General features: G+C 52.9%; 21 protein-coding genes, 1 tRNA gene and 2 rRNA genes. 20 read left to right on the top strand and 4 right to left on the bottom strand.

The annotated features are described in order from the left end of the window. Positions 1-41 precede the first annotated feature (41 nt). The 13 genes from msrP (at position 42) to BJ887_RS11590 (ending at position 11,932) form a co-directional block, all read left to right on the top strand. Positions 42-1,043, top strand: coding sequence for a protein-methionine-sulfoxide reductase catalytic subunit MsrP (gene msrP, locus BJ887_RS11530; RefSeq protein WP_020883504.1), 1,002 nt, complete (start codon positions 42-44; stop codon positions 1,041-1,043). Further along, positions 1,044-1,643 carry a protein-methionine-sulfoxide reductase heme-binding subunit MsrQ gene (gene msrQ / locus BJ887_RS11535; RefSeq protein ID WP_020883503.1) on the top strand — a complete coding sequence of 200 codons (600 nt, stop codon included), beginning with the start codon at positions 1,044-1,046 and terminating at the stop codon, positions 1,641-1,643. A 234-nt stretch (positions 1,644-1,877) separates the two neighbouring features. Continuing rightward, positions 1,878-2,330 carry a type II 3-dehydroquinate dehydratase gene (gene aroQ / locus BJ887_RS11540; RefSeq protein ID WP_014171865.1) on the top strand — a complete coding sequence of 151 codons (453 nt, stop codon included), beginning with the start codon at positions 1,878-1,880 and terminating at the stop codon, positions 2,328-2,330. A gap of 21 nt (positions 2,331-2,351) precedes the next feature. Further along, positions 2,352-2,813, top strand: a complete 462-nt coding sequence (accB, locus tag BJ887_RS11545) for an acetyl-CoA carboxylase biotin carboxyl carrier protein (RefSeq protein ID WP_014171866.1) — start codon at positions 2,352-2,354, stop codon at positions 2,811-2,813. A 10-nt stretch (positions 2,814-2,823) separates the two neighbouring features. After that, complete coding sequence (gene accC / locus BJ887_RS11550; RefSeq protein ID WP_020883502.1) at positions 2,824-4,173, top strand: acetyl-CoA carboxylase biotin carboxylase subunit; 1,350 nt, start codon at positions 2,824-2,826, stop codon at positions 4,171-4,173. 110 nt (positions 4,174-4,283) lie between these two features. Then, on the top strand, positions 4,284-4,526 hold the full coding sequence (locus tag BJ887_RS11555; RefSeq protein WP_006178860.1) for a YhdT family protein: 243 nt from the start codon (positions 4,284-4,286) through the stop codon (positions 4,524-4,526). Next, positions 4,516-5,967: a sodium/pantothenate symporter gene (panF, locus tag BJ887_RS11560; protein ID WP_040018722.1), complete on the top strand. Its 1,452-nt coding sequence runs from the start codon at positions 4,516-4,518 to the stop codon at positions 5,965-5,967. Before BJ887_RS11555 ends, panF begins: the two co-directional genes overlap by 11 nt. A gap of 11 nt (positions 5,968-5,978) precedes the next feature. Continuing rightward, positions 5,979-6,860, top strand: a complete 882-nt coding sequence (gene prmA / locus BJ887_RS11565) for a 50S ribosomal protein L11 methyltransferase (RefSeq protein ID WP_121339891.1) — start codon at positions 5,979-5,981, stop codon at positions 6,858-6,860. A gap of 137 nt (positions 6,861-6,997) precedes the next feature. Further along, a complete protein-coding gene (locus tag BJ887_RS11570) occupies positions 6,998-7,738 on the top strand; it encodes a carbonic anhydrase (RefSeq protein ID WP_020883499.1) in 741 nt (246 codons plus the stop codon). Between the two features lie 330 nt (positions 7,739-8,068). Then, positions 8,069-9,034: a tRNA dihydrouridine synthase DusB gene (dusB, locus tag BJ887_RS11575; RefSeq protein ID WP_014171871.1), complete on the top strand. Its 966-nt coding sequence runs from the start codon at positions 8,069-8,071 to the stop codon at positions 9,032-9,034. Positions 9,035-9,057: 23 nt separating this feature from the next. Further along, the gene (gene fis / locus BJ887_RS11580; protein ID WP_000462905.1) at positions 9,058-9,354 is read left to right on the top strand and encodes a DNA-binding transcriptional regulator Fis; all 297 of its coding nucleotides are present in this window, start codon (positions 9,058-9,060) and stop codon (positions 9,352-9,354) included. A 180-nt stretch (positions 9,355-9,534) separates the two neighbouring features. Beyond that, positions 9,535-9,699 carry a DUF2556 family protein gene (locus BJ887_RS11585; protein ID WP_020883498.1) on the top strand — a complete coding sequence of 55 codons (165 nt, stop codon included), beginning with the start codon at positions 9,535-9,537 and terminating at the stop codon, positions 9,697-9,699. Positions 9,700-9,838: 139 nt separating this feature from the next. Beyond that, positions 9,839-11,932 carry a bifunctional diguanylate cyclase/phosphodiesterase gene (locus BJ887_RS11590; RefSeq protein ID WP_049023334.1) on the top strand — a complete coding sequence of 698 codons (2,094 nt, stop codon included), beginning with the start codon at positions 9,839-9,841 and terminating at the stop codon, positions 11,930-11,932. Here the strand turns inward: BJ887_RS11590 and envR are convergent. Beyond that, the gene (gene envR / locus BJ887_RS11595) at positions 11,836-12,555 is read right to left on the bottom strand and encodes an acrEF/envCD operon transcriptional regulator (RefSeq protein WP_020883496.1); all 720 of its coding nucleotides are present in this window, start codon (positions 12,553-12,555) and stop codon (positions 11,836-11,838) included. The genes BJ887_RS11590 and envR overlap by 97 nt on opposite strands. A 383-nt stretch (positions 12,556-12,938) precedes the next feature. On the opposite strand from envR, the gene BJ887_RS11600 reads away from it, so the two are divergent. The 7 genes from BJ887_RS11600 to BJ887_RS11630 all read left to right on the top strand — a co-directional run bounded on the left by BJ887_RS11600 (position 12,939) and on the right by BJ887_RS11630 (position 22,369). Continuing rightward, positions 12,939-14,078, top strand: coding sequence for an efflux RND transporter periplasmic adaptor subunit (locus BJ887_RS11600; RefSeq protein ID WP_025202897.1), 1,140 nt, complete (start codon positions 12,939-12,941; stop codon positions 14,076-14,078). An 11-nt stretch (positions 14,079-14,089) separates the two neighbouring features. Next, a complete protein-coding gene (locus tag BJ887_RS11605) occupies positions 14,090-17,203 on the top strand; it encodes an efflux RND transporter permease subunit (protein ID WP_121339892.1) in 3,114 nt (1,037 codons plus the stop codon). 303 nt (positions 17,204-17,506) lie between these two features. Then, entirely contained in the window at positions 17,507-17,728 is a 222-nt protein-coding gene (locus BJ887_RS11610; RefSeq protein ID WP_008502867.1) for a lipoprotein, read from the top strand. A gap of 487 nt (positions 17,729-18,215) precedes the next feature. After that, on the top strand, positions 18,216-19,241 hold the full coding sequence (locus BJ887_RS11615; RefSeq protein ID WP_020883493.1) for an amino acid ABC transporter substrate-binding protein: 1,026 nt from the start codon (positions 18,216-18,218) through the stop codon (positions 19,239-19,241). Positions 19,242-19,308: 67 nt separating this feature from the next. Continuing rightward, positions 19,309-20,490, top strand: a complete 1,182-nt coding sequence (locus BJ887_RS11620; RefSeq protein ID WP_014171878.1) for an amino acid ABC transporter permease — start codon at positions 19,309-19,311, stop codon at positions 20,488-20,490. A 9-nt stretch (positions 20,491-20,499) separates the two neighbouring features. Then, positions 20,500-21,603 carry an amino acid ABC transporter permease gene (locus BJ887_RS11625; protein WP_025202894.1) on the top strand — a complete coding sequence of 368 codons (1,104 nt, stop codon included), beginning with the start codon at positions 20,500-20,502 and terminating at the stop codon, positions 21,601-21,603. Positions 21,604-21,610: 7 nt separating this feature from the next. Continuing rightward, positions 21,611-22,369, top strand: a complete 759-nt coding sequence (locus tag BJ887_RS11630; RefSeq protein ID WP_014171880.1) for an amino acid ABC transporter ATP-binding protein — start codon at positions 21,611-21,613, stop codon at positions 22,367-22,369. Between the two features lie 103 nt (positions 22,370-22,472). On the opposite strand, the gene rrf (BJ887_RS11635) is transcribed toward BJ887_RS11630, so the two are convergent. The 3 genes from rrf (BJ887_RS11635) to rrf (BJ887_RS11645) all read right to left on the bottom strand — a co-directional run bounded on the left by rrf (BJ887_RS11635) (position 22,473) and on the right by rrf (BJ887_RS11645) (position 22,837). After that, positions 22,473-22,588, bottom strand: a 5S ribosomal RNA gene (gene rrf, locus BJ887_RS11635). Positions 22,589-22,631: 43 nt separating this feature from the next. After that, positions 22,632-22,707 (bottom strand) — tRNA-Thr (locus BJ887_RS11640). A 14-nt stretch (positions 22,708-22,721) separates the two neighbouring features. Then, positions 22,722-22,837 (bottom strand): 5S ribosomal RNA (gene rrf, locus BJ887_RS11645). Position 22,838 lies beyond the last annotated feature (1 nt).

Genomic DNA, 22,838 nt, shown 5'->3' on the forward strand with positions numbered 1-22,838 from the left:
CTCCTCCGTCATGCTTAGAAAAACGCATGACGGAGGATGCCATGAAAACCCGAAAACTGACGGAAGCCGACGTAACGTCTGAATCTGTCTTTATGTTACAGCGCCGCCAGATCCTGAAAATGCTTGGCATCAGCGCCACCGCACTGACGCTTTCCCCTGCGGCTCATGCCGACCTGCTCGACTGGTTTAAAGGTAACGATCGCCCCAAAGCCCCTTCCGGCGCCCCGCTCACCTTTACGAAGCCCGCTCAGTGGCAAAACACACTGACGCTCACGCCGGAAGACAAAGTGACCGGCTATAACAATTTCTACGAATTTGGTCTCGATAAGGCCGATCCTGCGGCCAACGCGGGGAGTATGAAAACCGATCCGTGGACGCTGAAAATCGACGGTGAAGTGGCAAAACCGCTGACGCTGGACCATCACGATCTCACCACCCGTTTTCCACTGGAAGAGCGTATCTACCGCATGCGCTGCGTGGAAGCCTGGTCGATGGTTGTGCCCTGGGTAGGCTTCCCGCTGCATAAACTGCTGGCGATGGTTGAACCCACCAGCAACGCAAAATATGTCTCTTTCCAGACGCGCTACGCCCCGGACGAGATGCCGGGCCAGAAAGATCGGTTTATCGGCGGTGGGCTTGCGTATCCGTATGTCGAAGGGTTACGGCTCGACGAAGCGATGCATCCTCTTACGCTGCTGACCGTCGGTGTTTACGGCAAAGCACTCCCGCCGCAGAACGGCGCGCCTGTTCGCTTAACGGTGCCGTGGAAGTACGGTTTTAAAGGGATTAAATCTATCGTCAGCATTAAGCTCACCCGCGAACGTCCACCCACGACCTGGAACCTGGCGGCGCCCGACGAATATGGCTTTTTTGCCAATGTGAACCCGCACGTCGATCATCCCCGCTGGTCGCAGGCCACCGAGCGATTTATCGGTTCCGGCGGCGCGCTGGATGTGAAGCGTCAGCCGACACTGCTGTTTAACGGCTACGCTGATGAAGTGGCGTCGCTTTACCGTGGCCTTAATTTACGGGAGAACTTCTGAGTGCGTTTAACGGCAAAACAGATAACCTGGCTGAAAGTGCTGTTGCACTTAGCCGGGTTGCTTCCTTTTATCTGGTTATTCTGGGCCGCCAGCCAGGGGCTTTTTAGCGCTGATCCGGCAAAGGATATCCAGCACTTTACCGGTCGGATGGCTCTGAAATTTTTACTGGCGACCTTGCTGGTGTCACCGTTAGCGCGCTACGCTAAACAGCCATTATTGATACGCACCCGCCGGCTTTTGGGGCTATGGTGTTTTGCCTGGGCGACGCTCCATTTGACCAGCTACGCCTTGCTGGAACTGGGCGTTAACAACCTGGCACTGCTGGGCCGCGAACTGGTTACCCGTCCGTACCTGACGTTAGGTATCGTGAGCTGGCTGGTGTTACTGGCATTAGCACTGACATCAACGCAATATGCACAACGTACATTGGGCAGGCGCTGGCAACTGCTGCACAACTTCGTCTATCTTGTCGCGATCCTCGCACCCATCCATTATCTGTGGTCGGTGAAGATCCTCTCCCCGCAGCCCATACTCTACGCGCTGCTGGCTGTGGCGCTTTTAGCATGGCGTTACAAGAAGTTCCGTCAGTGGTTGCGATAATTCGCGAAACTGTGCGTTTTCCCGCAGAATCCCTGTCAACCGCGAATCTTTTTCGGATAGCGGTTGATAATCTTCCCTGATAAGACCAGTATTTAGCTGCCAAATGCTACGAAATCGTTATAATGTGCGACTTTGGTTTACCCGACAGCGGTTTTAGGCCTCTGAAAAGGTGACAATCGTGCTTCGAAGGTATATTTTGTTTTTTACCGGAGAATCGCAGGAGATAGCGGCACAATGGCTGATAAGTTCCATATCTTAGTTTTAAACGGACCGAACCTGAACATGCTCGGCACCCGCGAGCCCGAGAAGTACGGCTCGCTAACATTGAGTGAAATTGTTAACCGTCTGAGCACGGAAGCAACGTCGCTGAATGTGGATTTGGATCATTTTCAGTCGAACGCGGAGTACGCAATCATCGACCGTATTCATCAGGCTAAAGACACTGTGGACTATATCCTGATCAATCCGGCCGCGTTTACGCACACCAGTGTTGCTATTCGCGACGCACTGCTCGCAGTGAGTATCCCGTTTATCGAGATCCACCTGAGCAACGTGCACGCCCGAGAGCCGTTCCGCCACCATTCCTATCTATCAGATATCGCCGCTGGCGTTATTTGCGGACTGGGCGCTGACGGCTATTCATACGCTTTACAGACAGCGGTAAAACGCTTGTCACAATCACACTAAACAAGAGTACGGAACCCACTCATGGATATTCGTAAGATTAAAAAACTGATCGAACTGGTTGAAGAATCAGGCATCTCCGAACTGGAAATTTCTGAAGGCGAAGAGTCTGTACGCATCAGCCGTGCAGCCCCAGCCGCTAGCTTCCCGGTAATGCAGCAGGCTTATGCTGCGCCAGTGCAGCAGCCTGCGCTTTCCGCAGCCGTTGCACCAGCAGCTGAAGCCGCACCTGCCGCTGCAGCAGAAATCAGTGGTCACATCGTACGTTCCCCAATGGTTGGTACTTTCTACCGCACCCCGAGCCCGGACGCGAAAGCGTTCATCGAAGTGGGTCAGAAAGTCAACGCAGGCGATACCCTGTGCATCGTTGAAGCGATGAAAATGATGAACCAGATCGAAGCAGACAAATCAGGCACTGTGAAAGCGATTCTGGTCGAAAGTGGTCAGCCGGTTGAATTTGACGAGCCGCTGGTCGTCATCGAGTAACGAGGCGAACATGCTGGATAAAATTGTTATCGCCAACCGCGGCGAGATTGCACTGCGTATTCTTCGTGCCTGTAAAGAACTGGGCATCAAGACCGTCGCTGTGCACTCAAGCGCGGATCGCGATTTAAAACACGTATTGCTGGCGGATGAGACGGTCTGTATTGGCCCGGCTCCGTCCGTAAAAAGCTATCTGAACATCCCGGCTATCATCAGCGCCGCTGAAATCACCGGCGCGGTGGCAATTCATCCGGGTTATGGCTTCCTCTCTGAGAACGCCAACTTTGCTGAGCAGGTTGAGCGCTCTGGCTTTATCTTCATCGGCCCGAAAGCTGACACTATCCGCCTGATGGGCGACAAAGTGTCCGCAATCACCGCGATGAAAAAAGCCGGTGTTCCAACCGTACCGGGCTCTGACGGTCCTCTGACCGACGACATGGATGCTAACCGTGCTCATGCGAAACGCATTGGCTATCCGGTTATCATCAAGGCGTCCGGCGGCGGCGGCGGTCGCGGTATGCGCGTTGTGCGTAGCGATGCTGAACTGGCTCAGTCCATCTCCATGACCAAAGCGGAAGCGAAAGCAGCTTTCAGCAATGACATGGTGTACATGGAAAAATACCTGGAAAACCCACGCCACATCGAAATTCAGGTGCTGGCTGACGGTCAGGGTAACGCTATCTATCTGGCAGAACGTGACTGCTCCATGCAGCGTCGTCACCAGAAAGTGGTTGAAGAAGCGCCAGCACCGGGCATTACGCCGGAACTGCGTCGCTACATCGGCGAGCGTTGTGCTAAAGCCTGTGTCGATATCGGCTATCGCGGTGCGGGTACTTTCGAGTTCCTGTTCGAAAACGGCGAGTTCTACTTCATTGAGATGAACACCCGTATTCAGGTAGAACACCCGGTTACCGAAATGATTACCGGCGTTGACCTGATCAAAGAACAGCTGCGTATCGCTGCGGGTCAGCCTCTGTCCATCAAACAGGAAGAAGTTGTGGTCAAAGGCCATGCGGTGGAATGCCGTATCAACGCCGAAGACCCGAATACCTTCCTGCCAAGCCCGGGTAAAATCACGCGTTTCCACGCGCCGGGTGGCTTTGGTGTGCGTTGGGAGTCTCATATCTACGCGGGTTACACCGTACCGCCGTACTATGACTCCATGATCGGTAAGCTTATCTGCTACGGCGAAAACCGTGACGTGGCAATTGCCCGCATGAAGAACGCCCTGCAGGAGCTGATCATCGACGGTATCAAAACCAACGTTGAACTGCAGATGCGTATCATGAGCGACGAGCACTTCCAGAATGGTGGGACTAACATCCACTATCTGGAGAAAAAACTCGGTCTGCAAGAGAAGTAATCGCGCAGTCACGCCAAAAAGGCCGGATAATCCGGCCTTTTTTTATTTCTGGGGATCGGAAAGCCCCATCATGTACAATCCCCGCTTTATTCATCCACAAGGGACAAAAAATGGACAAGCGTTTTGTTCAGGCCCATAAAGAAGCGCGATGGGCGCTGTGGCTGACCCTTCTCTATCTTGCTGCATGGTTGGTGACCGCTTACTTACCTGACTCGGCTATTGGCATTACCGGCCTGCCTCACTGGTTCGAAATGGCCTGCCTGCTGGTGCCGCTGGTCTTTATCCTGCTGTGCTGGGCAATGGTGAAATTTATCTACCGGGATATCCCGCTGGAGGATGATGATGCAGCTTGAAGTCATTCTGCCGCTGGTCGCGTACCTGGTGGTCGTGTTTGGTTTGTCCGTTTATGCAATGCGTAAGAGGACAACCGGCACTTTCCTGAATGAGTATTTCCTCGGCAGTCGTTCGATGGGCGGTGTCGTGCTGGCCATGACGCTTACCGCCACCTATATCAGCGCCAGCTCGTTTATCGGTGGCCCCGGTGCAGCCTATAAATACGGGTTAGGCTGGGTGCTGCTGGCAATGATTCAGCTGCCTGCCGTCTGGCTCTCGCTGGGTATACTGGGTAAAAAGTTTGCCATTCTGGCACGCCGTTATAACGCCGTGACGCTCAACGATATGCTGTTTGCGCGCTACCAGAGCCGTCTGCTGGTGTGGCTGGCAAGCTTGAGCCTGCTGGTCGCGTTTATTGGTGCAATGACGGTGCAGTTCATCGGCGGGGCACGCCTGCTGGAAACCGCTGCAGGGATCCCCTATGAGACGGGCCTTATCATCTTTGGGGTGAGCATTGCGCTGTATACCGCCTTTGGCGGATTTCGCGCCAGCGTGCTGAACGATACGCTGCAGGGGATGGTGATGCTCGTCGGCACAATCGTTCTGCTGGTGGGAATTGTCCACGCCGCAGGTGGTCTGAGCCATGCCGTTGAAACTCTGGAAGCGATTGACCCGAAACTGATTTCCCCACAGGGTGCGGATGATATCCTTTCGCCAACATTTATGACGTCGTTCTGGGTGCTGGTGTGCTTTGGTGTTATTGGCCTGCCGCATACCGCCGTGCGTTGTATCTCGTATAAAGACAGCAAAGCCGTTCACCGGGGTATTATTATCGGGACGATCGTTGTTGCAATCCTGATGTTCGGCATGCATCTGGCGGGTGCGTTAGGACGTGCGGTGATCCCCGACCTTACGGTTCCCGATTTGGTGATCCCGACCCTGATGGTCAAAGTGCTTCCGCCTTTTGCCGCGGGGATATTCCTCGCCGCGCCAATGGCCGCCATAATGTCGACCATTAACGCCCAGCTACTGCAGAGTTCCGCTACGATCATTAAAGATCTCTATCTGAACCTGCGTCCTGAGCAGGTGCAAAATGAACGACGCCTGAAGCGTATGTCGGCGGTGATTACGCTCGTTTTAGGCGCGCTGCTGCTGTTAGCCGCATGGCGTCCGCCGGAGATGATCATCTGGCTGAACCTGCTGGCGTTTGGCGGCCTTGAAGCCGTCTTCCTGTGGCCGCTGGTATTGGGCCTCTACTGGGAGCGCGCCAACGCTGCCGGCGCCCTGAGCGGCATGATTGTCGGCGGTGTGCTGTATGCCGTGCTAGCTACATTTAAAATTCAGTACCTGGGCTTCCATCCTATTGTGCCTTCGTTACTGTTAAGTTTACTGGCGTTTGTGGTCGGGAACCGTTTCGGTCAGCCTGTCCCACAGCCCGCTACGATTTCTACTGATAAATAAAGAGTTTTGCCATGCCGTGGATCCAACTAAAACTGAATACAACCGGCGCTAACGCCGAAGAGCTAAGCGATGCGCTGATGGAAGCCGGTTCGGTCTCCATCACCTTCCAGGACACGCATGACACGCCGGTGTTTGAGCCACTGCCGGGCGAAACCCGCCTGTGGGGTGATACCGACGTTATTGGCCTGTTTGATGCAGAAACTGACATGAAAGAGGTTGTCGCGACCCTGGAAAATCATCCGCTGCTGGGTGCGGGTTTTGCACACAAAATCGAACAGCTGGAAGACAAAGACTGGGAACGCGAGTGGATGGATAACTTCCACCCGATGCAGTTCGGTAAACGTCTGTGGATCTGCCCGAGCTGGCGTGACGTTCCGGATGAAAACGCGGTAAACGTGATGCTGGATCCGGGCCTGGCATTTGGGACCGGTACTCACCCGACGACTTCTCTGTGCCTGCAGTGGCTGGACAGTCTGGATCTGGACGGCAAGACGGTGATCGACTTCGGATGCGGCTCCGGGATCCTCGCTATCGCGGCGCTGAAACTGGGCGCGGCCAAAGCCATTGGGATCGATATCGATCCACAGGCTATTCAGGCCAGCCGTGATAACGCTGAACGCAACGGCGTTTCTGACCGCCTTGAACTGTATCTGCCGGATGCGCAGCCAGAAGCCATGAAAGCCGATGTGGTGGTGGCGAACATTCTGGCCGGCCCATTACGCGAACTGGCCCCGTTAATCAGCGTACTGCCCGTTGACGGCGGTCTGCTGGGACTTTCCGGGATCCTGGCAAGCCAGGCTGACAGCGTTTGCGAAGCCTACGCCGATCTTTTCGCCCTCGACCCGGTGGTCGAAAAAGAAGAGTGGTGTCGTATTACTGGCCGTAAAAAGTAAGCCATTGGCGTGGTCATCTGACCACGCCTCTCTTCCTCCGATAATCCTCTCCTCCTATGCCCTTCTCCGGTAAAATACCCACACAAATCATATTGATAAAAATGGTTTGAACCACAATAATTCACCGGAAGAATACTATGACCCACTTTACTGGCAAGGCAGCGCTCTTTGCGCTGAGCATTATCTCGGCTTCAGCCTGCGCATCACACTGGAGCTACGAAGGCGAAGGCGCACCGGAACACTGGGGCGAACTGGACGAGGCTTACAAAACCTGTCAAAGCGGGATGAATCAGTCCCCCATCAACATTGAATCCACCGCGAACGCGCACCTCTCCCCGCTGCAAACACATTACATTGATGGCCCTGTGACGCTGACGAACAACGGCCATACCATTCAGGCAAGTGAAAAGCCGGAAACCCGCGATACCCTTACCCTCGATAAGCAAACCTGGACCCTGCAACAGTTCCATTTCCACGCGCCGAGCGAAAACACCGTGCATGGCAAGAAATTTGCGATGGAAATGCATCTGGTGCACAAAAACGCGGCCGGTGAGCTGGCGGTGGTGGCGGTCATGTTCGATAAAGGGGCCGCGAACCCGGAACTGAATAAGCTGTGGAGCGTCATGCCTGAGCAGGCCGAACAGAACGTCTCCATTAAGCAGGATCTCAATCTGAACAAGCTGATTCCAAAAGATAAAACATACTGGCGCTTTAGCGGCTCGCTGACCACGCCGCCGTGCTCAGAGGGGGTAACCTGGATTGTACTGAAGCACCCGCTGACCGTCTCTGCAGAGCAGCTTGAGAAATTCTCCCACACGATGCACCACGAAAATAACCGCCCGGTACAACCCCTTCATGGTCGCGTAGTCGTCGAATAATGCGCATTTTTCGCATGCAGATCATGTTCTAAAATGCGACTCAGATCGCAAACAAGCGGGATAATCTGCTGCTAAAAACAGCAGATTATCTCGCTCAAGTGATGCATTTATTCAGAAATGATGAGAAGTTACGGGAAATTGTAAGCGGCTATAAAATAATCATTCCATCATAACTTTATGATTTAACAGGTTTATAATTTTCACCTGCAGGACAGAGCGGCGATTCCTTGATCTACAACAGTGGATTGTTCAAAGTTTGGCCTTTCATCTCGTGCAAAAAATGCGTAATATACGCCGCCTTGCAGTCACAGTATGGTCATTTCTTAACTCATGCGCATCGGACACTACCAGCTCAGAAATCGCCTGATCGCAGCCCCAATGGCAGGTATTACCGACCGGCCGTTCAGGACGCTGTGCTATGAGATGGGGGCAGGTTTAACCGTTTCCGAGATGATGTCGTCTAACCCACAAGTGTGGGAAAGCGATAAGTCCCGCCTTCGGATGGTGCACGTTGATGAACCAGGTATTCGCACCGTGCAAATTGCCGGAAGCGTGCCTGAAGAGATGGCAGATGCCGCGCGGATTAACGTGGAAAGTGGCGCCCAGATTATTGATATCAATATGGGTTGCCCGGCCAAGAAAGTGAATCGCAAGCTTGCAGGTTCAGCCCTTCTGCAATACCCCGACCAGGTGAAGTCTATCCTGACCGCGGTTGTCAGCGCAGTGGACGTTCCTGTTACGTTGAAGATTCGCACGGGTTGGTCGCCGGAACACCGTAACTGTGTAGAGATTGCCCAACTGGCCGAAGACTGTGGCATTCAGGCCCTGACCATCCATGGACGCACTCGCGCCTGTTTGTTCAATGGTGAAGCTGAATACGATAGCATTCGGGCAGTTAAGCAGAAAGTTTCCATTCCGGTTATCGCGAATGGTGACATTACTGACCCGCTTAAAGCCAGAGCTGTGCTCGACTATACGGGAGCTGATGCTCTGATGATAGGACGTGCCGCTCAGGGAAGACCCTGGATCTTTCGGGAAATCCAGCATTATCTGGACACTGGGGAGTTGCTTGCCCCACTGCCACTGGCAGAGGTAAAGCGCTTGCTTTGTTCGCATGTTCGGGAATTGCATGACTTTTATGGTCAGGCAAAAGGGTACCGAATTGCGCGTAAACACGTATCCTGGTATCTCCAGGAGCACGCTCCAAATGACCAGTTTCGGCGCACATTCAACGCCATAGAGGATGCCAGCGTACAGCTGGAGGCGTTGGAGGCATACTTCGAAAATCTTGCGTAATGAAATAAAGAGCTGACAGAACTATGTTCGAACAACGCGTAAATTCTGACGTACTGACCGTTTCTACCGTTAACTCTCAGGATCAGGTAACTCAAAAGCCCCTGCGTGACTCGGTTAAACAGGCACTGAAGAACTATTTTGCTCAACTGAACGGTCAGGATGTTAATGACCTGTATGAGCTGGTACTGGCTGAAGTTGAACAGCCACTGTTGGACATGGTGATGCAATACACCCGCGGTAACCAAACCCGCGCTGCCCTGATGATGGGTATCAACCGTGGTACACTGCGTAAGAAACTGAAAAAATACGGCATGAACTAATTTCGGTTAGCGAAATGCTTGTTTAAAAAGGCGCTACCTGGCATGGGGATGCGCCTTTTTTATTGTCCGCGCCTGTCACCGTCAAGGCTGTGTAAACCTTCGTTTATCCCCCTTTTAAACCGCGACTTTTCGTGTATATTTCCACCACCTCACTGAACCTCTTTACCCGGAATGACACGCATGATTCGTAAATACTGGTGGCTGGTTGTATTTGCTGTCTCGGTTTTCCTCTTCGACGCGCTCCTGATGCAGTGGATTGAACTGATGAGCACTGAAGCCGATAAGTGTCGCAATATGAATTCCGTAAATCCGCTAAAATTAGTGAACTGCTCAGAACTCGACTAACCGCCTGACGTCGCTAAACTCACTGTTAAGACCCACTAAAAACGGGGATTTAAATCCCTTTGAGCCGTTACCTTACGATGATAATGTCTCGCCCTTCTCAACCGCGCCTGCGTAACTTCACACTCGAGTAGAACCGATCATGCTGGTTAGCCAATACAACCATATCCTCGTCGTCCTCTCCTTTGTTGTTGCTATCCTTGCTGCCTATACCGCGCTGAATATGGCTGCACGTGTTGCCGGGAGTCAGGGCGTGGCTGCGCGCGTCTGGCTGGCCGGCGGCGGTATTGCCATGGGGATTGGCGTGTGGGCCATGCATTTTATCGGCATGCTGGCGATGGACCTCTCCATGAGCATGCGCTACAACGCGACCCTGACGGTGCTATCCATGGTTATCGCCGTGGGCTCGTCACTGTTTGCACTGTGGCTCGTTAGCTGTGAGCAGTTACGTTTGCGCCGTCTGCTGCCCGGTGCGTTAGTGATGGGCTGCGGCATTGTGGCGATGCATTACACCGGCATGGCGGCGCTGGAAGTCTCTCCCGGTATTATCTGGGACAAAACATGGGTGGCCATTTCGGTTGTCATTGCGCTTGCGGCTTCGCTCGCCGCATTATGGCTGACGTTCCGCTTGCGGCATGAAGCGTCTCAGGTGTCGCTGATGCGTTTTGCCGCCGCCGTTACGATGGGGATCGCCATTGCCGGTATGCACTATGCCGGGATGAAAGCCGCTCAGTTTCCAATGTCGACCATGACACACCATGAAGGTATTAACGGCAGCTGGCTGGCAGTACTGGTCAGCGTCGTCGCACTCGCCATACTGGGGATCACGCTGCTGGTTTCGATGCTGGATGCCCGCCTTCAGGCACGAACCTCCCTTCTGGCCTCATCCCTTGCAGAAGCGAACCGCGAACTCGCTCAACTGGCTTTGCAGGATACGCTGACGCGTCTGCCGAACCGTGTTTTGCTGGAGGACCGACTCGATCAGGCCATCAGCAAAGCTGACCGAGAAGGCACCCATTTTGCACTGATGTTCATGGATCTCGACGGGTTTAAAACCATCAACGATGCGTACGGCCATGATGTCGGTGACAGACTGCTTGTCGCCGTGACGCAGCGCCTGCTCACGCCCCTGAAGGGTCAGTTCACCCTTGCCCGTATCGGTGGTGATGAGTTTGTTCTGCTGGCGGAAGGAGAAGGTCCGGATGATGCGGCCTCGCTGGCCAACTCGCTGGTTCGCGCTATCGATAGCCCATTCAATCTGGATCCCTATGAACTGGTGGTAACCCTTAGCATTGGTATCGCGCTCTATCCCCACGACGGTAAAACCGAGCGCGAGCTGATGTTTAACGCCGATGCGGCGATGTACCACACGAAGCACATGGGCCGAAACGGTTATCACTTTTTCCAGCCCTCCATGAACACCCTGGCGCAGACCCATCTCCAGTTGATGAACGATCTGTGGCTGGCTATCGATCGTAATGAACTGCGCCTGCTTTATCAGCCAAAATTCCACGCACCGGCGGGTCCTGTCCTTGGGTTCGAGGCGCTATTGCGCTGGCAACATCCGAAACAGGGATTGCTGACGCCAGACCTGTTCCTGCCGCTTGCGGAAAAAACGGGGCTGATCATCCCGATTGGTAACTGGGTGCTTAATGAGGCCTGCCGTCAGTTGCGGGAGTGGCACCTTCAGGGGCATCAAAACTGGTCGATGGCGGTGAACCTGTCGACACTGCAGTTTGAGCAACCTTCACTGGTTAAAACGGTGCTCGACTGCCTGACGCGTCACAACGTACCGCCGGAGATGCTGATCCTTGAAGTGACGGAAACCACGGCGATGAGCAACCCGGATGAGAGTGTGCGCGTACTGACAGAGCTGACGGACGCGGGCGTGAAAGCGTCCATTGATGATTTTGGTACCGGTTATTCCAGCCTGCTTTATCTCAAGCGCCTGCCGGCCTGTGAATTGAAAATCGACAGAGCGTTCGTGAAAGAGTTAAGCGGTGAAAGCGAAGACGCCACCATTGTCTCAGCGATTGTGGCCCTGGCAAAAACGCTAAATCTGAAAGTCGTGGCGGAAGGGGTGGAAACCGAAGCACAGCAAACCTTTTTGACGGCGCTGGGCTGCAACACGCTTCAGGGCTATCTGTTGGGCAAACCGGTCAGTGCACAGACCATCGAAACGCTCTGCGCGCAAGGGGAAATGTTACCTGGCGCTGAGCTAAAATCATCCTCATGAGGCGACACCCGCACGACAGGGAGTGTCGCCAGAATACTATCGACCAGCGCAGGAGCCTGCTGGTAAAGATTAAAACTGCTGTTATTCATTAACCAGTTTTTAATGATCCCGCTGAAAAAACCGTGGAAAACAATCAGGGTCAGATCAACATTTACCTGTGACGAAATGAGGTTCCGCGAAATACAGTCCTGCAACGTGGCACGTAAAGACTCATAATTAAAACCAATACGTTTTCTGATTTCACACTCTGAAATCATATCGCTATTAAATTCACACTTATGATACAAAATTTGCAAAAGAGCACATTGCCGAGGCTCATGTGCAATATATTGCAACGCAGCAATAAATTGCTCACGAAGCATTAACAAGGGATCGCTGCCTGCAGAAAGAGAAAGTCTGTCACGAATGATGTCACGAAACGGTAATTGCTGTTCCCAGATGGCATTAAATATTTCTGATTTACTGGTAAAATGCCAATAGATGGCACCCCGTGTAACATTTGCTGCATCCGCGATATCCGTCAGCGTCGTGTTCGCCACGCCCCGCGTCGCAAACTGCCCGATAGCCGCTTCAATCAGCTGCTGACGGGTCTGTTGAGCCTCTTCTTTCTTTTTACGCGCCATAGACGACTACTCGTTACTCACAAGGTTTATATTTACACGGATCAGGTACACGAAAGTATTCACTACTTTGCGTTTTAATTTTGCACAAAAAAAGTCAAATCGCTTAATTAATAATTTAGACAAATGCATAGATATAATTAAATTCATGAGACGAATAATTGAACCACGTTAAATGCCATTTATCTGATTAACCAGCCAGAGGTATATCCTCGCTAACACCAGGTTTGATTCTGATTTTTGTCTTAAGGTCTGTTCATTCGCACTTATAAATTAAAAAACATTAATTACCCTCATTATTATACGCCCTACATTTTATTTTTATCCCTCTGCCCTGCTACCGATTCACGGCAAATATCGGTTCATGGGTATTTAAAGGAACAGTAATGACGAATTATTTCAGACGTTTGCCCTTATCCGGTTTTATTGTCTGCGCGGTACTGCTCACTGGATGCGATGGTCAGGAAAACCAACCACCGCATCCGCAGGCGCCTCAGGTCAGCGTGCATATTGTGAAAAGCGCCCCTCTGGCTGTCACCACCGAACTCCCGGGCAGAACAGATGCCTTTCGCGTTGCGGAGGTTCGTCCTCAGGTGAGCGGCATCATATTGCGTCGTAACTTCACAGAGGGAAGTGATGTAAAAGCCGGCGAGTCACTTTATCAAATCGATCCTGCCACCTATCAGGCCGCGTATGACAACGCGAAAGGTGAACTCGCGAAGGCCCAGGCGGCGGCTAACATTGCGCACCTGACGGTAAAACGCTATCTCACGCTGGTTGGCACGCAGTATGTCAGCAAGCAGGAATACGACCAGGCCGTGGCGACAGCGCAGCAAGCAGATGCCAGCGTCGTTGCCGCACAGGCAGGCGTTGAAAGCGCGCGCATTAATCTTGCCTATACCAAAGTGACGTCTCCCGTCGAGGGTCGCATCGGTAAATCCAGCGTCACCGAAGGCGCACTGGTGACCAACGGGCAAGCCGCAGCCCTGGCAACGGTTCAGCAGCTTGATCCGATGTATGTCGACGTCACCCAGTCCAGCAGTGATTTTATGCGTCTGAAGCAGACGAGCCTGCAAAAAGGAGAGGCCACCAGCACCGTTGAGCTGGTGATGGAGAATGGTCAGCCCTACCCGTTGAAAGGTACGCTGCAGTTCTCGGATGTCACGGTCGACGAAAGTACCGGCTCTATCACCTTGCGCGCGATTTTCCCAAACCCACAGCACCTGCTGTTGCCTGGCATGTTTGTCCGGGCCCGCATTGATGAAGGCACACAGCCTGATGCGATTCTGGTCCCACAACAAGGCGTGACCCGCACGCCGCGCGGTGATGCATCCGTTCTGGTGGTTAACGATAAAAACCAGGTTGAGTCACGTACCGTCGTTGCCCCTCAGGCGATTGGCGATCGCTGGCTGGTGACGGAAGGGCTGAAAAATGGCGACCGCGTCATTGTCAGCGGCTTACAAAAAGTCAGACCGGGCGCTACCGTCGTCGCGACGCCTGATACCACCACGACTCCAGCCGGTTAAGGGACGACGACATGGCTAATTTCTTTATCCAACGGCCGGTTTTCGCCTGGGTACTTGCCATCATTTTGATGATTGCAGGCGGGCTGGCTATTCTCAAACTGCCCATCGCGCAGTATCCGACCATTGCCCCTCCCGCCGTGGCTATCACCGCAACGTATCCGGGTGCTGATGCGCAAACGGTGCAGGATACCGTAACGCAGGTTATCGAACAGAACATGAACGGTATCGATAACCTGATGTATATGTCATCCACCAGCGATTCCGCAGGTAATGTCACCATCACGCTGACCTTCCAGTCCGGAACAGACCCGGACATTGCGCAGGTACAGGTGCAGAACAAACTGCAGCTCGCCATGCCGCTGCTCCCCCAAGAGGTCCAGCAGCAAGGGATCGGTGTTGAGAAGTCCAGCAGCAGCTTCCTGCTGGTCGCAGGCTTTGTTTCCGATAACAAAGACCTCACGCAGGATGACATCTCTGACTATGTCGCATCTAACGTGAAAGATGCCATTAGCCGCACCACGGGAGTGGGTGATGTGCAGCTGTTTGGTGCCCAGTATGCGATGCGCATCTGGCTCGACAGCAACGCGATGAACAAATACCAGCTGACGCCACTGGATGTGATTAATCAGCTGAAAACGCAGAACGACCAGATAGCGGCCGGCCAGTTAGGCGGAACGCCGTCAGTACCGGGGCAGCAGTTGAACGCCTCGATCATTGCACAAACGCGTCTGAAATCTCCGGAAGAGTTTGGCCGCGTGACGCTAAAGGTGAACCAGGACGGCTCCATGGTTCATCTGAAAGATGTGGCCCGCATTGAGCTGGGTGGCGAAAACTACAATATGGTCACCAAAATCAACGGGCAAGCGGCAACCGGCCTGGGGATTAAGCTGGCTACCGGTGCAAACGCACTGGACACGGCCGCCGCCATCAAGAACAAACTGGCCCAGCTCCAGCAGTTCTTCCCGCAGGGGCTGAAGGTAGTCTACCCCTATGACACCACGCCTTTTGTGAAGATCTCTATCCACGAAGTGGTGAAAACGCTGTTCGAAGCGATCATTCTCGTCTTCCTGGTGATGTATCTTTTCCTGCAAAACCTGCGGGCGACGCTTATCCCGACAATTGCGGTGCCGGTCGTGCTGTTGGGTACGTTTGCGATCCTGGCGGCGTTCGGTTTCTCCATCAACACCCTGACCATGTTCGGTATGGTGCTGGCGATTGGCCTGCTGGTTGATGACGCCATCGTGGTGGTTGAGAACGTCGAACGCGTCATGGTTGAGGACAAGCTGCCGCCAAAAGAGGCGACGCAGAAGTCGATGGGGCAGATACAGGGCGCACTGGTGGGTATCGCCATGGTGCTCTCGGCGGTCTTTATCCCCATGGCCTTTTTTGGCGGCTCAACGGGAGCCATCTATCGTCAGTTCTCGCTGACCATTGTCTCGGCTATGGCGCTGTCGGTGCTGGTCGCTCTGATTCTGACACCGGCACTGTGCGCCACCTTGCTTAAGCCCGTTTCCAGCGATCGCCACGAAAAGAAAGGTGGCTTCTTCGGCTGGTTTAATGCGCTCTTTGACCGGAGCGTGGAGCATTACAGCAACAGCGTAAGCGGCATTTTGCGTAAGACCGGGCGCTATCTGGTGGTATACGTCATCATCGTCGGTGGCATGGCCGTACTGTTCCTGCGCTTACCCACCTCCTTCCTGCCCGAAGAGGATCAGGGGGTATTTATGACCATGGTCCAGCTCCCCGCCGGTGCCACCCAGATGCGAACCCAGCGGGTGCTTGACCAGGTTCAAAACTATTATCTCAACAACGAGAAGGCTAACGTTGAATCGGTGTTTACCGTGAACGGCTTTAGCTTTAGTGGTCAGGGTCAGAACTCCGGTATTGCATTCGTTAGCCTGAAGCCCTGGGAAGCGCGTCCCGGAGCAGAAAATAGCGTTGAGGCGATTGTAAGGCGTGCGACAAAGGCCTTCAGTCAGATTAAAGATGGCCTCGTGTTCCCGTTCAACCTGCCAGCGATTATCGAGCTGGGTACCGCAACGGGCTTTGACTTTGAGTTGATTGATCAAGCTAACCTGGGGCATACCCAACTGACCCAGGCGCGTAATCAACTGCTCGGCATGGTGAGAGCGCACCCCGATCTGCTGGTTCGCGTTCGTCCTAACGGTCTGGAAGATACCCCACAGTTCAAACTGGATGTCGACCAGGAGAAGGCACAGGCGCTGGGCGTCAGCCTCTCTGACGTCAACCAGACGATCTCGACGGCATTGGGGGGAACCTATGTGAACGATTTTATCGATCATGGACGCGTGAAAAAAGTGTACGTCCAGGCCGACGCTCACTTCCGTATGTTGCCAGGGGACATCAACAACCTCTACGTGCGCAGCGCGAATGGTGAAATGGTGCCGTTCTCCTCCTTTAGCAGCTCGCACTGGGTGTATGGCTCGCCTCGCCTGGAGCGCTACAACGGAATGCCTTCGATGGAGATCCTCGGTGAGTCCGCGCCGGGTAAAAGTACCGGTGAGGCGATGGCCTTGATGGAGAACCTCGCCGCAAAACTGCCTTCCGGTATCGGCCATGACTGGACGGGAATGTCTTATCAGGAACGACTGTCTGGTAACCAGGCACCTGCCCTGTACGCCATTTCACTGATTGTGGTGTTCCTGTGCCTGGCTGCGCTTTATGAAAGCTGGTCTATTCCCTTCTCGGTCATGCTGGTTGTGCCGCTGGGTGTCACGGGCGCGCTTCTCGCCGCATCGATTCGCGGGTTAAATAATGATGTCTATTTCCAAGTCGGCCTGCTGACAACGATTGGTCTGTCGGCGAAAAACGCCATTCTGATCGTCGAGTTTGCTAAGGATCTGATGGATAAAGAAGGTAAAGGGATCATTGAAGCCACACTGGAAGCATCCAGAATGCGCCTTCGACCGATCCTGATGACGTCGCTGGCCTTTATCCTTGGCGTGATGCCACTGGTCATCAGCAGAGGAGCCGGGAGCGGCGCGCAAAATGCTGTCGGGACAGGTGTTATGGGAGGGATGCTTTCCGCAACGCTTCTGGCCATTTTCTTCGTGCCCGTCTTCTTTGTGGTTGTCCGGCGCCGGTTTACGAAACACAAAGAGTAATGTTTCTCAAAAAAGGCACCTCAGGTGCCTTTTTTATTTTTAGCATAAACAATGAATTAGATATGTCATACTCACAGCATTAATAGTTAACCATTTGCATTAAGTAAAAACGCCGCGTTACGTCTTCATATTTTCTCCATTAATTCATCCTGACAGCGACTTTTCTCCACGATTTTTACAAACAACATAATTTGAGATTATTCCCCGTGCAACGTTGCCTTATCCCGGTGGTAAAATAGTCTCCAGTTCGTTAATAGCTCTCCTGGCTGTATAGCGAATGAGAAATAATACTGAGGTAACATCATGAAAAGATTCATTTCCGTTGCACTACTCGCTGCGCTGCTTGCTGGATGCGCGCACGACTCTCCATGTGTACCGGTATACGACGATCAAGGCCGACTGGTTCATACCAATACCTGTATGAAAGGCACCACTCAGGACAACTGGGAAACAGCAGGTGCTATCGCCGGTGGTGCTGCCGCAGTGGCAGGTTTGACGCTGGGTATCGTTGCTCTGACGAAGTAACATCAGAACGTATCATTTGTGTAGAAAGCGCGGCTCTGTCCGCGCTTTTGCTTTTAAAGAGTGCAGCGTTTTCAGATAAGTAAAAAAATAGCCCCGTCTTTACCCAGACTGTTTATTTCATTCTGCGGACAGTCACATATTTTTAATGCACAGCGTTAAATTACATATTCTATCGTGATGATTTTCACATATTAATTACATTTAATACCCTGCCAATATTCACCCCAGAAACTATCTCTTCTTTTTAAGGTATAGCCGCTGAAAGTTTTGCTCCGATTTGTGGCACAGGTTGTAATTTCGCACCGTTTCGGGGCGCTCTCTTTATTTAACCCTGTCTACACTCAGCATTATGCGTTCATTGGTCACCTATTTTGTTGAGCGCAAAACCTGGCATTACGTTTGCTTTATAAACGTTGGCCAAAGCCACAGACAGGTAAAGCGTTTAAAACGCCTCTATAACGATAAATTTCGCCACACAGGATGCATTATGAAAAAGACGATGATAGCCAGCCTGGCCGCCGCGGGCATGTTGTTTGCTGTAGCCGGTCAGGCCCATGCGGGTACGACACTGGATGCCGTTAAAAAGAAAGGGTTTGTTCAATGTGGGATCAGTGACGGTTTACCTGGCTTCTCTTATGCCGATGCAAACGGCAAATTTACCGGTATTGATGTTGATGTCTGCCGCGGTGTCGCCGCCGCCGTTTTCGGTGACAACAGTAAAGTAAAATATACCCCGCTGACGGCGAAAGAACGTTTTACTGCATTACAGTCTGGCGAAGTTGACATGCTTTCCCGTAATACCACCTGGACCTCCTCCCGTGATGCAGGCATGGGAATGGCATTTACTGGCGTGACCTATTATGACGGTATCGGTTTCCTGACCCACAATAAAGCGGGCCTGAAAAGCGCCAAAGAGCTGGATGGCGCGACCGTTTGTATCCAGGCCGGTACCGATACCGAGCTGAACGTCGCGGATTATTTCAAAGCAAATAACATGAAATATACCCCTGTGACATTCGATCGCTCCGATGAATCGGCCAAAGCGCTGGAATCCGGTCGTTGCGACACGCTGGCTTCTGACCAGTCACAGCTGTACGCCTTGCGTATTAAGCTGAGCAACCCGGCGGAGTGGATTGTCCTGCCTGAAGTGATCTCCAAGGAGCCTCTTGGACCGGTTGTGCGTCGTGGCGATGAAGACTGGTTCTCCATTGTTCGCTGGACGCTGTTTGCCATGCTGAATGCCGAAGAGATGGGCATCAACTCGAAAAACGTCGACGAGAAAGCCGCTAAACCGTCCACGCCGGATATGGCTCATCTGCTGGGAACAGAGGGCGATTTCGGGAAGGATCTGAAGCTGGATAACAAGTGGGCTTACAACATCATCAAACAGGTGGGTAACTACGCTGAGATCTTTGAGCGCAACGTGGGATCGGAAAGCCCTCTGAAGATCAAACGCGGCCAGAACAATCTCTGGAACAACGGCGGTATTCAGTACGCGCCACCAGTACGTTAAGTCATTGCTGTAACGGGCACTGTTAAGGCAGTGCCCGCCCCAGAGTCATGGTCACCGAGGTTTCTTTATGTCCCATCGCCGCTCAGCCGTAAAAGGATCGCTATCCTTTTCTCATCCCGCGGTCCGCGCCTGGCTATTCCAGGTTATTGCGATTATTGCGGTTGTTCTTATCGCCGTGTATCTCATCCATAACACTATAACCAACCTGAATAATCGCGGTATTACCTCCGGCTTTGCTTTTCTGGATCGCAGCGCGGGGTTTGGCATTGTTCAACACCTTATTGATTATCAGGAAGGCGACACGTATGGACGCGTGTTCGTGGTCGGTTTACTGAATACGCTGCTGGTCTCTGCACTTTGTATTGTCTTTGCCTCCATACTGGGCTTCTTTATTGGTCTGGCACGTCTGTCCGAAAACTGGCTGCTGCGCAAACTGTCTACTTTTTATATTGAGACGTTCCGTAATATCCCGCCGCTGCTGCAGATCTTTTTCTGGTATTTTGCCGTGCTGCGCAACCTGCCGGGGCCACGTCAGGCTATTGACGCTCTTGATCTGTTTTTCCTGAGTAATCGCGGGTTGTATATTCCTTCTCCGCAGCCGGGTGAAGGGTTGTATGCCTTCATTGCCGCCCTTGTAATAGCGCTTGCTCTCTCAGCCGCCATGTTCCGCTATAACCGCAAGCATCAGTTCAAAACCGGGCAGCTTCGTAAAACCTGGCCAACCGCCGCCATCCTTATCATTGGTCTGCCACTTCTGACACACTGGCTGTTTGGGGCCGCCCTTCACTGGGATATTCCGCAGCTGCGTGGCTTTAACTTCCAGGGCGGAATGGTTTTAATTCCTGAGCTGGCAGCCCTGACGCTGGCGCTTTCGATTTATACCTCTGCATTTATCGCCGAGATTATTCGTGCGGGGATCCAGGCCGTTCCTTACGGGCAACACGAGGCGGCGCGCTCGCTGGGATTACCCCATACGGTGACGCTTCGTCAGGTCATTATTCCGCAAGCGTTACGGGTCATCATTCCGCCGCTGACCAGTCAATACCTCAATATTGTCAAAAACTCATCGCTGGCGGCCGCCATTGGTTACCCCGATATGGTGTCGCTGTTTGCCGGAACCGTGCTTAACCAGACCGGACAAGCCATTGAAACTATCGCCATCACAATGTCTGTCTATCTGATCATCAGCCTGGTGATTTCGTTGCTGATGAACCTCTATAACCGTCGTATAGCACTGGTCGAGCGCTAAGGATCTATGATGACAAAAGCGATACTGTCGCACTCCTCGCGCCCTGCCGGTTCGACAGGCGGACGTTTTATTCTCTGGGCGCGTAAGAATCTGTTCTCCAGCTGGAGTAACAGCCTGCTGACAATTGTATGTTTGTGGCTTATGTGGGAATTAATTCCACCGCTGCTGAACTGGGCTTTTTTACAGGCTAACTGGTCGGGATCCACTCGCGCAGACTGCACAAAAGCAGGGGCCTGCTGGGTGTTTATCCATGAGCGTTTTGGCCAGTTCATGTATGGATTGTATCCGCATGAACAGCGCTGGCGGATTAATCTGGCACTGGCCATCGGGCTGCTCTCCATCGCCGTAATGTTCTGGAAAAAACTGCCTCATCGGGGCCGTTATATTGCCTGTTGGGCAGTGGTGTATCCCATTATTGTTTGGGTGCTGTTGTATGGCGGCTTCCTGGGGCTGGAACGTGTTGAAACACGTCAGTGGGGTGGGTTAACGCTGACGCTGATTATCGCGTCCGTTGGGATAGCCGGCGCACTGCCATGGGGTATTTTGCTCGCGCTTGGGCGGCGCTCAAAAATGCCTGTCGTACGTGTGCTTTCCGTTATTTTCATTGAATTCTGGCGTGGCGTACCGCTTATCACCGTTCTGTTTATGTCTTCGGTCATGTTGCCGCTGTTTATGGCAGAAGGGACAACGATAGACAAACTGATCCGTGCCCTGGTCGGGGTCATCCTTTTCCAGTCCGCTTACGTTGCGGAAGTGGTGCGTGGGGGCCTGCAGGCTCTGCCTAAAGGTCAGTACGAAGCGGCGGAATCACTGGCGCTTGGCTACTGGAAAACGCAGGGACTGGTGATATTGCCACAAGCACTCAAGCTGGTTATCCCGGGCCTGGTCAATACCATCATTGCCCTCTTCAAAGATACCAGCCTGGTGATCATCATCGGGCTGTTCGATCTCTTTAGCAGCGTGCAACAGGCGACCGTTGACCCTGCCTGGCTGGGTATGTCCACCGAGGGATATGTCTTTGCTGCTCTGATCTACTGGATCTTTTGTTTTAGCATGTCGCGCTATAGCCAGCATCTGGAAAAGCGCTTTAACACCGGGCGTACACCGCACTGAGGAAATTATGAGCCAGATTACTATGACACCTGCCGACGCGATGATAACGCTGGAAAACGTGAATAAATGGTACGGGCAGTTTCATGTTTTGAAAGACATTAACCTCAAGGTTAAGCAGGGAGAACGGATCGTTCTTTGTGGCCCTTCCGGGTCCGGGAAATCCACGACCATTCGCTGTATTAACCACCTTGAAGAACATCAGCAGGGGCGCATTGTTGTTGATGGCATCGAGCTGAATGAAGATATTCGTAACATCGAACGGGTGCGCCAGGAAGTGGGAATGGTGTTTCAGCACTTTAACCTGTTTCCCCATCTCACCGTTCTGCAGAACTGTACGCTTGCGCCAATTTGGGTACGAAAGATGCCTAAAAAGGAAGCTGAAGCACTGGCGATGCACTACCTGGAACGGGTACGTATCGCAGAGCACGCCAATAAATTTCCCGGCCAGATATCAGGCGGTCAGCAGCAGCGCGTGGCTATCGCCCGTTCGCTCTGTATGAAACCGAAAATTATGCTGTTTGATGAACCGACATCCGCCCTGGATCCGGAAATGGTGAAAGAGGTACTGGATACCATGATTGGACTGGCGCAGTCCGGGATGACCATGCTGTGTGTGACGCACGAAATGGGGTTTGCCAGAACCGTGGCCGATCGGGTGATCTTTATGGATCGTGGGGAAATCGTTGAGCAGGCACCGCCGGATGAGTTCTTCGCACATCCTAAATCTGAACGTACGCGGGCTTTCCTGTCACAAGTGATCCATTAAACGTGTCTTAGCCCGGTGGCGTTTCGCTTACCGGGTCTGACTTTTTCCGGGAAACATAACGCAAAAAGGCCATCCTTTCGGATGGCCTCTTCACTTGTTTGATGTCTGGCAGTTCCCTACTCTCACATGGGGAGACCCCACACTACCATCGGCGCTACGGCGTTTCACTTCTGAGTTCGGCATGGGGTCAGGTGGGACCACCGCGCTAAAGCCGCCAGACAAATTCTTTTACTTCTTGCCGAACTTTAACCTAAGTATAAAGTGGTGCTGATACCCAGAGTCGAACTGGGGACCTCACCCTTACCAAGGGTGCGCTCTACCAACTGAGCCATATCAGCACGCTAAATTTGATGCCTGGCAGTTCCCTACTCTCACATGGGGAGACCCCACACTACCATCGGCGCTACGGCGTTTCACTTCTGAGTTCGGCATGGGGTCAGGTGGGACCACCGCGCTAAAGCCGCCAGGC

It is taken from the genome of Enterobacter sp. WPR_3_1 (genome assembly GCF_003635055.1).
Lineage (GTDB): Bacteria > Pseudomonadota > Gammaproteobacteria > Enterobacterales > Enterobacteriaceae > Enterobacter > Enterobacter ludwigii.

Bases quoted from the DNA above. Each gene is read 5' to 3' on its own strand.
- msrP (WP_020883504.1), top strand. From the start codon at position 42: ATGAAAACCCGAAAACTGACGGAAGCCGACGTAACGTCTGAATCTGTC.
- aroQ (WP_014171865.1), top strand. From the start codon at position 1,878: ATGGCTGATAAGTTCCATATCTTAGTTTTAAACGGACCGAACCTGAAC.
- accB (WP_014171866.1), top strand. From the start codon at position 2,352: ATGGATATTCGTAAGATTAAAAAACTGATCGAACTGGTTGAAGAATCA.
- accC (WP_020883502.1), top strand. From the start codon at position 2,824: ATGCTGGATAAAATTGTTATCGCCAACCGCGGCGAGATTGCACTGCGT.
- BJ887_RS11555 (WP_006178860.1), top strand. From the start codon at position 4,284: ATGGACAAGCGTTTTGTTCAGGCCCATAAAGAAGCGCGATGGGCGCTG.
- panF (WP_040018722.1), top strand. From the start codon at position 4,516: ATGCAGCTTGAAGTCATTCTGCCGCTGGTCGCGTACCTGGTGGTCGTG.
- prmA (WP_121339891.1), top strand. From the start codon at position 5,979: ATGCCGTGGATCCAACTAAAACTGAATACAACCGGCGCTAACGCCGAA.
- BJ887_RS11570 (WP_020883499.1), top strand. From the start codon at position 6,998: ATGACCCACTTTACTGGCAAGGCAGCGCTCTTTGCGCTGAGCATTATC.
- dusB (WP_014171871.1), top strand. From the start codon at position 8,069: ATGCGCATCGGACACTACCAGCTCAGAAATCGCCTGATCGCAGCCCCA.
- fis (WP_000462905.1), top strand. From the start codon at position 9,058: ATGTTCGAACAACGCGTAAATTCTGACGTACTGACCGTTTCTACCGTT.
- BJ887_RS11585 (WP_020883498.1), top strand. From the start codon at position 9,535: ATGATTCGTAAATACTGGTGGCTGGTTGTATTTGCTGTCTCGGTTTTC.
- BJ887_RS11590 (WP_049023334.1), top strand. From the start codon at position 9,839: ATGCTGGTTAGCCAATACAACCATATCCTCGTCGTCCTCTCCTTTGTT.
- envR (WP_020883496.1), bottom strand. From the start codon at position 12,555: ATGGCGCGTAAAAAGAAAGAAGAGGCTCAACAGACCCGTCAGCAGCTG.
- BJ887_RS11600 (WP_025202897.1), top strand. From the start codon at position 12,939: ATGACGAATTATTTCAGACGTTTGCCCTTATCCGGTTTTATTGTCTGC.
- BJ887_RS11605 (WP_121339892.1), top strand. From the start codon at position 14,090: ATGGCTAATTTCTTTATCCAACGGCCGGTTTTCGCCTGGGTACTTGCC.
- BJ887_RS11610 (WP_008502867.1), top strand. From the start codon at position 17,507: ATGAAAAGATTCATTTCCGTTGCACTACTCGCTGCGCTGCTTGCTGGA.
- BJ887_RS11615 (WP_020883493.1), top strand. From the start codon at position 18,216: ATGAAAAAGACGATGATAGCCAGCCTGGCCGCCGCGGGCATGTTGTTT.
- BJ887_RS11620 (WP_014171878.1), top strand. From the start codon at position 19,309: ATGTCCCATCGCCGCTCAGCCGTAAAAGGATCGCTATCCTTTTCTCAT.
- BJ887_RS11625 (WP_025202894.1), top strand. From the start codon at position 20,500: ATGACAAAAGCGATACTGTCGCACTCCTCGCGCCCTGCCGGTTCGACA.
- BJ887_RS11630 (WP_014171880.1), top strand. From the start codon at position 21,611: ATGAGCCAGATTACTATGACACCTGCCGACGCGATGATAACGCTGGAA.